Here is a 12,375-nt window from a genome sequence, read left to right on the forward strand (position 1 = left end):
CTGACCAGCCCTATTGGAGGAAAGGGAGCACGATTTCGTTCCAGCCAGCGGTTCCAGTCGAGAAGGTCCTGAAGGAGATTCACAAGCGGGCATACGTGCTTCCCGCGATTCAGCGGGAGTTCATTTGGAACACGTCCCAGGTTCGGATGCTCTTCGACAGCCTCCTCCGTGGCTACCCGATCGGCTCCTTCTTGTTCTGGGCCGTTGATGCGAACCGGGCGTGTGATTTCACGTTCTACGACTTCATCTGCAACTACCACGAGAAGGACTCACCTTACGCACCGGTAGTCACGGTCCCGCCGGGACAGGGCGTCATGGCGATCCTCGATGGTCAGCAGAGGCTGACTGCGTTGAACATCGGGCTGCACGGGAGTCATGCGGAGCGTCAACCCAGGAAGTGGGCTAACAACCCGGACGCTTACCCGAAGCGGCGCTTGTACCTGGACCTGCTCGGAGACGGCCCTGACCAGGAGCTTGGGATGCGCTACGACTTCCGCTTCCTGACAGAGGCCGAGGGCAACGCGGAGACAGATGGCGCCCGCCGTTGGTTCCGTGTTGGCGATGTGCTCGATCTCAGAGACTCGGGCCACGCAATCATGGCGGAACTCGAAGGCCGCGGCCTCCAGGGGGCGCAGCCATTCCAGACCTTGTACGACCTCTACCGCGGAATCCGCGAAGTACCTGCGCTGAACTACTACCTTGAGGAGTCCCAGGATCCGGACAAGGTCCTTGACATCTTCGTGCGAGTGAACAGCCAGGGGACGACGCTGTCGTACTCGGACCTGCTTCTGTCGATGGCGACGAACCAATGGCAAGAACTGGACGCGCGCGAGGAGACGCGCTCACTCCTGTCCACGTTGAACAACGGTTCCACTCCGTTCAGCTTCAGCAAGGACGTGGTCCTCAAGAGCGGACTCACTCTGATCGACGCTCCTGACATCCGCTTCAACGTGTCGAACTTCACGCAACAGAACATGGCGCTACTCGAGAAGAAGTGGGGCGAGGTTCGGTCGGCCCTGATCGTCGCGCGAGACCTACTTGAGAGCTTCGGTCTCTCGGAGCGGACACTGTCGGCTGACAGCGTGATCGTGCCCCTCGCATACTACGCGTACTCACGAGGGCTGGGCTCGAGCTATGTCACCTCATCGGCGCAGGCGGCCGACCGACAGATGATGCGTTCGTGGGTGATGCGATCACAGATGAAGCGGGGTGTGTAGGGCTCCGGCCTTGACACGCTATTGGTCCGTCTCCGCGAAGTGCTCCGGGACCAAAGTGGCAACGGGTTCCCGAGAGATGGCTTGGAAACAGCCATGGCTGGCCTGGCCAAGAGCCTCCAGTTCAGCGATGCGGAGATCGAGGAGTTATGCGAGTTGTCGTACGGTCGTCCAAGGACATTCGCCACACTCGCGATGCTGTATCCGGGGCTCGACCTCACAAAGCAGTTCCACGAGGACCACATCTTCGCCCGGTCTCGCTTCACTCGCGCGCGTCTCGTCAAAGCTGGGATCCCAGCGGAGGCGATCGACGACTACCTCGAGCGAGTCAACCGCTTGCCTAACCTCCAGCTCCTTGCCGGGGTGCCAAACACTGAGAAGCAGGCTCGCCTCCCGGACGAGTGGCTCCACGGACCACACTTCACGTCCGACGAAGCGCGAGAGACGTATATGCGCGAGAACGACCTTGAGAGCGTACCCCTGGCACTCGACGAGTTCCTTACCTTCTACGACGGTCGGCGGAGCAAGATCGAGGCACGCCTCCGCGCCCAACTTGGACCTGAAGGATAGCGGCTGGCGGATAGGTCAGACCAAACAGACGAACCGCGGATCGGCTTTGGCTTCAGCAGCCTGACTTCGGCGCCGATGCCTACGCACCTCTTGCAGCGTAGCCGCCGTCAGGCTGTAGACGCGACCTACCGTAGTCCGCCAGCGCCCTCGTCAAGGTCTAATTTGACGACCTGGCTCTCGCTTACGTAACTGCGGCTGGCTTGGCGTCGCCGGCGAGGATCTCCTCGGCTCGGTGACAGGCGACGGTTCGTCCGGAGTCGAGGGAACGGAGTTCCGGCACCTCCGTTCGCGTCAGGTCGTTCGCATACGGGCATCGAGGATGAAACGGGCATCCGGGCGGCGGGTTCGCCGGGTCGGGCACCGAGCCGGGGAGGACGATCCTCGAGCGACGCGCCGCGAGGTCGATCTCGGGCACCGCGGAACGCAGCGCGAGCGTGTACGGATGCGCCGGGTTGGCGAGGATCTCTTCGGTCGGGCCGTGCTCGACGATGCGCCCGAGGTACAGCACCGCCGTCTCCTCGCATAGCTGCTCGACCACTGCGAGGTTGTGCGAGATCAGCACGTACGCGAGCCCGCGTTCCCGGCGGAGCGTGGCGATCAGCTCGAGGATGCGCGCCTGGACCGTGACGTCGAGCGCGCTCGTCGGCTCGTCCAGCACCAGCACCTTGGGCTCGACGGACAGCGCTCGTGCGATCGCGACACGCTGCCGCTGCCCGCCCGACAGCTGGTGCGGATACCGCTCGGCCATCTCGGATTCGAGGCCGACCTCCGTGAGGAGCTCGCCGACGCGGCGCCGAACCTCCGCGCGAGGGACGATCTCGTGCGCGAGGAGAGGCTCGGCGATCGCGGACCGGATCCGCGTGCGGGGGTCGAGCGTCGTCGTCGGGTCCTGGAACACGATCTGCACGGCGCGTCGGTACTGGCGGAGCGCGCGACCGCGGATGCCCAGGACGCCACTGCCATCGAGCCGGATCGCGCCGGACGTCGGGGCGACCAACCGCAGCAGCGCGCGAGCGATCGTGGTCTTTCCCGATCCGCTCTCGCCGACCAGGCCGAGACCGTAGGGCCCCGCCGGCAGGCGGAACGACACGCCGTCGACGGCGCGCACGCGGCCGAAGTCGACGACGAGGTCCTCGACCTCGAGCAGCGGCGTCACCGGGACGCGGTCGCGGCGCCGATCTTGGGGACGGCGGCGACGAGACGCTTCGTGTACCCGGCGGCGGGCTCGCCGAGGACGCGCGCCGTCGGCCCTTCCTCGACGATGCGCCCGAGCTGCATCACCGCCACGCGGTCGCACAGCTCCGCGATCACGGCCAGGTCGTGACTGATGAACAGGACGCTCATCCCGCGCTCGTCCCGCAGCCGGCGGAGGAGGTCGAGGATCTCCGCCTGAACGGTGACGTCGAGCGCGCTCGTCGGCTCGTCCGCGATGAGCACCTCGGAGCGCAGCGCGAGCGCCATCGCGATGGCGATGCGCTGCGCCTGTCCTCCGGAGAGTTCATGCGGATGTCGTGACAGGAGGTCGGGGGACAGGAATACCTCGCGGAGCGCAGCCGCAGCGCCGTCGCGCGCCTCGCGCGCGCTCGCCCCGTGCAGCCGCAGGGTCCGCTCGAACAGCTCGCCGACGCGAAGGAGTGGATCGAGCGACGACACCGGGCTCTGGAAGATCATCGCGATCCGGCGGCCCCGGATCTCGCGCAGTCGGCTCTCCGGAGCGCCGACGAGCTCCTGGTCGACCAGGCGGATACTCCCGTCGACGCGGGCGCCGAGCGTCGACGCGAGGCCCAGCACCGCGAGGGCGGTCATCGACTTGCCCGAACCGCTCTCGCCGGCGAGGCCGAGGATTTCGCCGGTGCCGAGGTCGAGACGCTCCAGATCGACGACGCGCCGATCGCCGAACGCGATGCGCAGGTCGCGCACCTCGAGCTTCGTCGTTCGCATCATCGCGTCAGCACTCGTCTGGGATCGAGCACGTCTCGCAGGCCGTCACCCAGCAGGTTGAACGCGGCCGCGGTGAGGAGGATCGCCGCGCCCGGAAACGTGACCAGCCACCACTGCGTGGTGAAGAACTGCTGGCCCTGACTGACCATCAGGCCCCAGTCGGGCGTGGGGTCCTGCGCGCCGAGACCGAGGAACGACAGCGCCGACGCGGTGAGGATCACGCCGCCGACGTCGAGGGAGACCTGCACGATGACGGGCGTGATGGAGTTCGGCAGGACGTGGCGGAGGAGGATCCGGCGATGGGAGATGCCCATGGCCCGGGCGCTCTCGACGAACGGTCGGCCGGCGACCGACGCGGCCTGACCGCGGACGATCCGCGTGTACCACGGCCACCACGTGACGGCGATGGCGATCACGGTGTTGGTGATCGAGGGCTGCATCACCGCGGCGAACGCCAGCGCGAGCAGCAACGCGGGGAACGCCAGGAACACGTCGGTGATGCGCATGATGACCTCGTCGATGGCGCCTCCGAAGTAGCCGGCGGCGATTCCCAGCGGGATGCCGATCGCGCAGGAGATGGCCAGGACGAGCAGCGCGATCACCGGCGAGATGCGGGCGCCGTACAGCACGCGCGAGAGCACGTCGCGCCCGACCTGGTCGGTGCCGAAGAGGTGTGCTGACGACGGCGCCTCGAGCGTCTCCAGCGGGTGGGTGGCGTCTCCGGCGTCGGCGGGGAACGGCGCGATGAGCGGCGCGAGCACCGCGGCCACGGCGATCGCCAGGCAGAGCACGGCCCCGGCCACGAGCAGCGGGTTCCGTCGAGCGGCGGCGCGCACGCCGCGTTCGCGACCGGGCGGAACGAGCCTGCTCTCGAGCGCCGCGGCCGCGGGAGGAGCGGGCAGCGACGCCATCTACGCCACCCGGATCCGCGGATCGATCGCGGCCTGAAGGACGTCGACGACGAGGTTGCCGATCACGTAGACGATGGCGACGAACAGCGTGACGCCGACGATGGCCGGCGTATCGAGCGCCGCGATCGCATCGGCCGCATAGCTGCCGAGTCCGGGCCGGTTGAAGATCGCCTCGACCAGGAACGTGTTCACGAGCGCGTACGCGAACACCAGCGCGAGGAGCGCGACCACGGGACTCCACGCGTGCCGGAGGGCGAACCGGGCGAACACGCTTCGCTCGGTGAAGCCAAGGGCGCGCACCATACGGACGTGGTCCTCGCCGATCGTGTCCAGGACTGACGCCCGAACCATCCTGGTGATGACGCCGGCGGGATAGGCCGCGATCACCACGGCGGGCAACACGACGTGGGTCAGCGCGCTCCCAAGAACGGGCCAGTTCCCCGTGAGGAGCGCGTCGACGATCGGCATGTTCGTGACGTTGCGAAGCGGACTCGTGTAGTCGAGATCGGGGTCGTAGCTCCCGGCCACCGGGAGCACGTTCAGCCACTGAAAGAAGATCAGCTGGAGCACGATGGCCAGCCAGAACGAGGGCATCGACACGCCGATCACCGCGGCGATTCGCGACAGCAGGTCGGGCGCCCGGCCCCTCCACCGCGCCGCGACGAGGCCGAGCGGGATCCCCACGGCGAGCGCGAGCACCATGGCCACGGTGACGAGCTCGATCGACGCCGGCGCGCGACGAGCGATGTCGTCGATCACCGGGCGCCGCGTTCTCAGCGAGAGTCCCCAATCGCCGGTTGCCACGCCGCCGAGGTAGCGGGCGATCTGAACCGGGACCGGGCGGTCGAGCCCGAGCTGTCTCCGCGCCGCCTCGATCTGTTCGGGACGTGCGCGCGGACCCGCCCATGTGACCGCCGGGTCACCCGGCACCACCCGCGCCACGACGAACGTGAGGATGACGACGCCCAGGACGACGAACGCGGCGAGCGCGAGCCGCCGGACGAGGAACCGGGTCACGCCTGGGGCGTCAGGTCATACGCGAAGACGACGTTCGGGTACGCCGGGTTGTCCTCGAAGCCCTCCACCTCGTCGAGCATTGCCCGCTGGTACGTCTGCGTGTACAGCGGGATGGCCGGCGCGTCCTCCACGACGATCTGCTGCATCTGCTCGTACATCTGCGCGGCCTCGTCGCGATCGGTCGCCGAGACGACCGACGCCTCGTCGATCATCGAGTCGAGGTCACGGTTCGAGTAGTACGCGAGGTTGAAGAATGGCTCCTCCTCCGTCCGGAACAGGCTGAAGAACCATGACACCGGGTCCGGATAGTCCGGCCACCAGTAGAAGACAAGGATGTCCTGTCGCGTCGTTTCGTTCCCCGACTTGGCCTTGTCCCACTGCGCCTGCCACTGCATCCCGCGGACCTGCAGGTCGACGTTCAGCTCCGCGAGGTTCGAGCGCATGATCGTGGAGACGAGCTCCTCGTCCGCGTCTCCCCTGAGGTAGGTGAGCTCGAGCGTGAGCGGGTCGCCGTTCGGGCCGTAGCCGGCCTCTTCCAGCAACGTTCGCGCCTGATCGAGGTCCTGCTGGAACTGCAGTCCTTCCGTATGTCCCCAAAGTCCCGGCGGGACGACGCCGGAGAGCGGCTGCGCAGCACCTTCGAGCGCGGCGATGATGCCCTCGTAGTCGATGGCCAGCGCGATGGCGTCGCGAACCCGCTCGTCGGCGAGCGGACCGTCGGCGGTGTTGAGCAGGGCGAGCAGCGTCTGCCACGAGGGCGCGCTGGTCGTCTCGAACCCATCCTGCCCCTCGAACGACTCCCACAGCTGCGGGCTCATCCGCTGGACCATCGTGACCTCGCCGGCGCGGAGCAGCTGGGCCGCGGTGTTCGCCTCGGGCGTCACGCGGAACACGTAGTTCTCGTAGCGATCGCCGTCCCAGCCGCCCCAGTAGTCCGGGTACGCCTCGAGACGGAGCTCGATCTCGTCGCCGGGGTTGTACTCCGAGACGGTGTACGGACCGGTGCCGGCGTCGTTGCCCTCGGCGAACCACTCCGCGAGGTCCTGACCGCCGGACGCTTCGGTGTCGTAGATGTAGGCCGAGTACGTGCCCGACGAGACCAGGTCGAGCGGCGAGGCGTACGACAGGTGGAAGACGAGCGTGCGGTCGTCCGGCGTCTCGATCTTCTTCACCGCGCCCCAGATGTACGCGGCCGCCTCACCGAGCTCCGTCGTGCGCTCGATGGCCGCCTTCGCTGCCTCCGCCGTGAGCTCTCGACCGGTGTGGAACGTCACGCCTTCGCGGAGCGTGAACGTCCACGTCAGCCCGTCCTCCGAGGACTCCCAGCTCTCGGCGAGGAGCGGCTCGACCTCCTGCGTCTCGTCGTTGTAGCGCGTAAGCGTCTCGTAGATGTTGTGCAGGGCGATGACCTCGTTCGAGTAGCCGCTCGCCGGGTCCCATCCGATCATCACCTCGGAGTTGACCGAGTACGTGAACGCGCTCGGGCCCTGCGTCGCGCCGTCGTCGGTGGCGCCGAGGCCGTCGTCATCCCCGGTACACGCCGCCGCGACGACGGCGAACGCCGCGGCGATCACCAACACGGGCAAGCGAAGAGATCTCATGGCGCCCTCCCTAGGGGTTCCTCGGTCGGTCAACTCCAGGCGAGTGGTCCGGCCGCCTTCACTCGTATACGTACCGCAGGATTGGTGAGGTACGCCAGGGGCACCTCGTCGATCTCGACAACCCTCACTCCTTCTTTGGAGGCGCCCGCCGCAACGGCGCGGTCGATGGCCTCGCGAGACGCCTCGGCCACCGCCGCGTCACGGCCCCCCGCGCCGAGGTGGAAGATCCGGTCGACCTCGCCGCTCACCGAAGCGATGGCGGCGCCGATCGCGTTCGCCACGTCGGAGTGCTCCGGGCGCAACACCTCGCTCGCGCCGGGGAGGTGCTCGGGCACGAGTGGAGCGCCGCCCCCCACGGCAACGACGGGGACGGGTTCGCGCGACGTCTTCACCCGGTCGATCGCGTCGGCCAGCATCTGGTCGGAACGGGCGATCGCCTGTGTAAGAAGCGGGCGGTGTACGGCGACCGCGGCGGCGTCGCCCAGCGCGTCGAACCTGTTTGCCGCAACGCCGGCGTCGGTCAGCGTCGGCGTCGAGCCGCCGAAGACGAGGGCCTCCTCGCCGATGCGGTAGCCGACGCTCGCGGGTCCGACGCTCTCTGCCGAGACGATCGTCCCGCCGCCCAGGGCGATCGTGACGAGGTCGGGCATCCGGAAGTTCGTTCGGATCCCTCCGATCTCGACACCGAGCGAGGACTCACGGGGGAAGCCATGAACGAGAACACCGACGTCCGTCGATGTTCCGCCGACGTCGACGACGATCGCGTCGGTTCGTCCGGTGAGATACGCGGCGCCGCGGATGCTGTTCGCCGGGCCGCTGCCGATCGTGAGGACGGGGAAGCGGATCGCGAAGTCGAGATCCATCAGCGTTCCGTCGTTTTGGGCGAAGAACGCCGTTGGTTTGAGTCCGTGCTTCCGGAGCGCCTCGCCGACCGCTTGAGTGACCGCGGTCGCGACGTCGACGAGGGCCGCGTTCAGGACGGTAGCGTTCTCGCGTTCGAGCAGGCCGACCGATCCGATCTCGGAACTGAGCGATACGGGGAGGTCACCGAGCTCCTTTTGAACGATCTCCTCCGCCGCGCGCTCGTGTTCGTCCGAGGCCGGCGCGAAGACGCTGGTGATGGCGATGGCCTCGGCGCGGCCGGCGACGTCCGCGGCGAACTGGGCGACAGCGTCACGGTCGAGCGGCGACAGCTCGCGCCCGTCGAACTCGATCCCGCCGTCGACGATCAGCTCACCGGCCGAGACCACGTCGCGAAGGTCCGCCGGCCAACCGAACAGCGGGCGGATCGCGCGGGTCGCCGGACCCGCGAGGCGGAGGACACCGACGCGACGCAGACCTCGTCGTTCGAGGACAGCGTTCGTCGCGTGCGTCGTTCCGAACATCGCGTGCGTGATCCGTTCTCTGTCGACACGCTGCGCCACCGCGGCGATCGCTGCCTCGATCCCCGACGTCACGTCTGGCGTGGTCGGCACCTTGGCCTTGGCCACGAGTTGGTCGTCGATGTCGAGTACGACGGCGTCGGTGTTGGTCCCGCCGACGTCGACGCCGAGGCGGAGGTCAGGCGACGGCATCGCTTGGCGCGCGGCAGGAGTCAGGCAACGGCATGGAGCTCCTCGACCGGCACGTAGTCGAGGTCGTAGCCGAAGTGGCGCGGACCGGCGAGCTCGAGTCCCCGCGCCGTGCGCCAGATCGGGTCGCACGGGAATGCGATGGCGGTGACGCGTTGCCCGTACCGAAGGCGCTCGGTCGAGATCGCCTCCGCGGACTCAGAGTCGAGCACGGAGATGATGTCGGGGACCATGGCGAGCGTACGTTCGCCTTCGAGGGCGACGAGGTTCTCGTTCTGGATCTCCAGACGGAGCGTTCGCCCGGCGTCCTCATCGAGTCCCTCGATCGTCGCCGATCCGCGGACGAACCCCGCCGTAGTGCGACGCTCGACGTCGACGACCTTTCCCGCGATGAGGCGGGCGGCGCGGATCTCGCGTGCGAGCGCGGCAACGGGATCGTGCTCCGCCTCGGCGACGACGGTGCCGAGCTGAATCGCGAGGGACACAGCGTGGTTCACAACGGCGCCGTCCTTGGCCTGTTCGACGGTGAGCTGATACTCGGACGACCACGCCATGCCGCCGAACTCCACCGCTGCGGCGCGTTCGATCCGCTCCATCCAATCGCCGTCGGTCGCGCGGAAGACGATGACGTTGCCCCGCTCGTCTGTCATCACTGCCGGGTTCGGCGAGATGCCCGCCACTTCCATCGTCACCTGCGGGATCTCCGGGAACGCGCGTCCCATGCCGTCGGCGTCGACGACGGGAAGCCCGAGATGCGCCGCCCATAGAGCCGGGATGATCCCGTTCGAGCCGCCGATCTCGCCAGCCATGAGCGCGACGACCGGACGGTCCCAGAGCGTTTCGACCATCTCTCGGAGGCGGCCGCCCTCATCGCCGCTCTCGATCTTCTCGATCGAGACCGTCGGCGCGCCGACGCCGCCGCACGGCATGATCAGACCGTCGTCGGGAAGGTCTTCCAGGTCGACGAGCGGGACCGGACCGTGGTCCTCGACTGCTTGCAGCGCTGCCAACAATCCGACCTGCGTGTCGCCGCCGCCACCAGCGCCGAGGATCGCGCACCCGCGCGCGAGTGCCGGCAGTGTCGAAGCGTCGAGCAGCATCGCGCCGGATGCTACGGGAACCGTCATGTGTCGATGCCCACGTTGGGAACCAGCCTCCTAACCTAGAGGGAGAGCACGCTCGCGCACGCGAGCGTGCACGCGATGTCGCGTTGCGGGACGGCGCGGACAAACAACACACCAGTCACCTTCGATCGGTCAGGCATTACCGTCATCAGCAATGAGCGGCACCCCGGAACCGTGGACGGGCCTAGGCCCTGGTCAACGGCCGTTTCGTGACGCAGCCTGGTTCTACGCCGAGTACCGCTATCGGCCGACGGAGGCGTTCCTGCGACTGCTCGCGACACACTTCGGCTGGTCGGCTTCTGATCGCGTTCTCGACTTGGGCGCGGGACCAGCACACGTTTCTCTGCGGCTCGCACCGTTCGTCGGTGAGGTCGTGGTCATGGACCCGGAAGTGGCAATGATCGACGAGGGGCGCCGACGGGCGGCCTCGGCTGCGGCCGACAACCTCTCGTTCGTCGTCGGCGGTTCGGATGACCTGCCGAGGCTGGCGGGCGATCTCGGACAGTTTGCTGCGGTCGTTATTTCGCAGGCGTTCCACTGGATGGCCGATCAGGACGCCGTCTTGCATGCCCTGGACCCGTTGCTCGATCGGGAGCGAGGCTCGGTGGCGCTCGTGGGTTACGTGAAGAGTCCCGACTACAATCGCGCCTGGCTGGACCGGCCGCCGTGGAACACGGTCGAGACGATCTTGCGTCGCCATCTTATTGATGCTCCCGAGGGGCCGAATCCGGCCGGTCTACACGACCCGTTCCCAGACATCCTTGCGAGGTCGGCGTTCTCGCGCGTCGAGCAACTCACCTATGAGTACGAGGCGGTGATTCACCCTTCCCTTGAGGCGGCTGTGGGATTCGAGTACTCACTAGGCAACCTGCTCGACCGGCTTGGCGACCGCCGGGCCGCGTTCGAGTCGGACGTGCGAGCCGCACTCGTCGACGCCGACACCTCACCCCTCACGATCCGCCTTACCGACAGCGCGCTGATTGGCCGGAGACCGGATAGTCCAGGCCAGCTACCGCTCGGGTGACATTCCTGAACGCTGGCGCCATGAGCTCTCGGGCAGGCAAGTCATCTGTCACCTGATCGCGCACTCCCTCTGGGCGAGAAGCCAAAGCGGCCTGCACCGCATCATCGACGCCAGTAACGTGCACCGAACAGGATGCGTGCGGCCGGAATCACAGCACTCGGCGAGCCCGTCGAGATCTTCGAGGTGGACGAGCCGGCGACGCCTGCCGCAGGCGAGGTCCTCATCGACGTCGTCGCCGCCGGCATCGGCAACTGGGACGACCTTGTCAGGATCGGCAGCTGGCAGATCGGCGGCCCGGCTCCGATGGCGCTCGGGACGGAGGCGGCCGGGACGGTCGCAGCGGCAGGCTCCGGCGTGGCGGAGCTGCGCGAGGGCAACGAGGTGATGACACATCCGCTGCCGCTTCGGCGTCACGGGACGTGGGCGGCGAGGGTGCTCGCGCCGGCGGCGACCGTCGCGGCCCGGCCGCCCGCGGCGTCATGGGAAGCCTGCGGAGCGTTTCCCATTCCGGCGCTCACTGCGGCTCAGGCACTCGACGAGGCTCTCGGGATCGAGAGCGGCGGCTGGGTCGTCGTCAACGGAGCCGGGGGAGTCACGGGTGGCCTGCTCGTCCAGCTCGCCGCGGCTCGGGGCGCCCGCGTGATCGCCACAGCGAGCGCGAAGAAGACCGAGCGCATCCGCGACTACGGCGCGTCGGACGTGCTCGACTACCACGGCGACTGGCCTGCGCTCGTTCGCGAGATCACCGGCGGCGGCGCACCCAAGGCCGTCAACGCTGCCCCCGGGCAGGCAGCCACCACGTTGAAGGCGGTTGCTGACGGCGGCCGCCTTGCCACGATCACGGGCGATCCGCCACGGGAGGAACGGGGCGTCGCCGTATCCGATGTCTACGTCCGGCCCGATGGTCGGCAGCTTTCGGCCCTCGCGGAGCTGCTGGCCCGCGGCACCCTCAGCGTGCCGATCGCGTCCGTCCGTCCGCTCGAACAGGCGGCACAAGCGCTGCGCGAGGTAGTCACGGGAGCGGACGGCGCGATCGTCCTGTCACTCCGAACCTAGCCTGGCCTCCTGATGGTCGCGCCCGAGTGCGCAGTCCAAAGCCTGCTAGTAGCTACCGCTTCAGATCCCGGACATTCTGGCCGAGGCCGACGTCGTGACTCCGGCGGGCGAGTCCGCACCCCCTCAAAGGAGATTCCCGAACCCTCGGGCATCACTGCGTCCTGACCCTACGGGTAGTGCTGTAGCTCGCTTGACCGAACGTCGCCTCCGTTGTTAGCGTTCGCGTTCCCAGCGGCGTTCAGAGGTGGGAGGGTGAGATATGTGGATAAGAGCGTTCGTTGCGACCGCCATTTGCGCGCTCGCCATCATTGGTGTGAGTGCAAGTGCTGCGTTCGCAGGTGAGGTA

11 protein-coding genes are annotated in these 12,375 nt (G+C 67.8%); 4 read left to right on the plus strand and 7 right to left on the minus strand.

The genetic code is table 11. The features are described from left to right. The first annotated feature begins 68 nt into the window (after window positions 1–68). A complete protein-coding gene (locus VFA08_05545; protein ID HYZ13054.1) occupies window positions 69–1,217 on the plus strand; it encodes a DUF262 domain-containing protein in 1,149 nt (382 codons plus the stop codon). A gap of 93 nt (window positions 1,218–1,310) precedes the next feature. Next, window positions 1,311–1,784, plus strand: a complete 474-nt coding sequence (locus VFA08_05550; protein HYZ13055.1) for a hypothetical protein — start codon at window positions 1,311–1,313, stop codon at window positions 1,782–1,784. A gap of 181 nt (window positions 1,785–1,965) precedes the next feature. Here the strand turns inward: VFA08_05550 and VFA08_05555 are convergent, their stop codons facing one another. From VFA08_05555 to VFA08_05585, 7 genes are read right to left on the minus strand one after another with little or no spacing between them, the layout of a single operon-like run. Beyond that, complete coding sequence (locus VFA08_05555; protein HYZ13056.1) at window positions 1,966–2,940, minus strand: oligopeptide/dipeptide ABC transporter ATP-binding protein; 975 nt, start codon at window positions 2,938–2,940, stop codon at window positions 1,966–1,968. Beyond that, window positions 2,937–3,728 carry an ABC transporter ATP-binding protein gene (locus tag VFA08_05560; protein ID HYZ13057.1) on the minus strand — a complete coding sequence of 264 codons (792 nt, stop codon included), beginning with the start codon at window positions 3,726–3,728 and terminating at the stop codon, window positions 2,937–2,939. The genes VFA08_05555 and VFA08_05560 overlap by 4 nt, the downstream gene beginning before the upstream one ends. Continuing rightward, a complete protein-coding gene (locus VFA08_05565; protein HYZ13058.1) occupies window positions 3,725–4,636 on the minus strand; it encodes an ABC transporter permease in 912 nt (303 codons plus the stop codon). Before VFA08_05565 ends, VFA08_05560 begins: the two co-directional genes overlap by 4 nt. Then, complete coding sequence (locus VFA08_05570) at window positions 4,637–5,653, minus strand: ABC transporter permease (protein ID HYZ13059.1); 1,017 nt, start codon at window positions 5,651–5,653, stop codon at window positions 4,637–4,639. Then, window positions 5,650–7,254, minus strand: a complete 1,605-nt coding sequence (locus VFA08_05575; protein HYZ13060.1) for an ABC transporter substrate-binding protein — start codon at window positions 7,252–7,254, stop codon at window positions 5,650–5,652. The genes VFA08_05570 and VFA08_05575 overlap by 4 nt, the downstream gene beginning before the upstream one ends. 29 nt (window positions 7,255–7,283) lie before the next feature. Beyond that, the gene (locus tag VFA08_05580) at window positions 7,284–8,828 is read right to left on the minus strand and encodes a hydantoinase/oxoprolinase family protein (protein ID HYZ13061.1); all 1,545 of its coding nucleotides are present in this window, start codon (window positions 8,826–8,828) and stop codon (window positions 7,284–7,286) included. Window positions 8,829–8,848: 20 nt separating this feature from the next. After that, on the minus strand, window positions 8,849–9,952 hold the full coding sequence (locus VFA08_05585; GenBank protein ID HYZ13062.1) for a DUF917 domain-containing protein: 1,104 nt from the start codon (window positions 9,950–9,952) through the stop codon (window positions 8,849–8,851). Between the two features lie 151 nt (window positions 9,953–10,103). Between VFA08_05585 and VFA08_05590 the strand changes: the two genes are divergently transcribed. Together VFA08_05590 and VFA08_05595 are read left to right on the plus strand one after the other, a co-directional pair. After that, window positions 10,104–10,973 carry a methyltransferase domain-containing protein gene (locus tag VFA08_05590; protein ID HYZ13063.1) on the plus strand — a complete coding sequence of 290 codons (870 nt, stop codon included), beginning with the start codon at window positions 10,104–10,106 and terminating at the stop codon, window positions 10,971–10,973. A 132-nt stretch (window positions 10,974–11,105) separates the two neighbouring features. Continuing rightward, a complete protein-coding gene (locus VFA08_05595) occupies window positions 11,106–12,029 on the plus strand; it encodes an NADP-dependent oxidoreductase (protein ID HYZ13064.1) in 924 nt (307 codons plus the stop codon). The last annotated feature ends 346 nt before the right edge of the window (window positions 12,030–12,375 follow it).

The sequence above is a fragment of the Actinomycetota bacterium genome, from assembly GCA_035640355.1.
Lineage (GTDB): Bacteria > Actinomycetota > UBA4738 > UBA4738 > HRBIN12 > CALGFI01.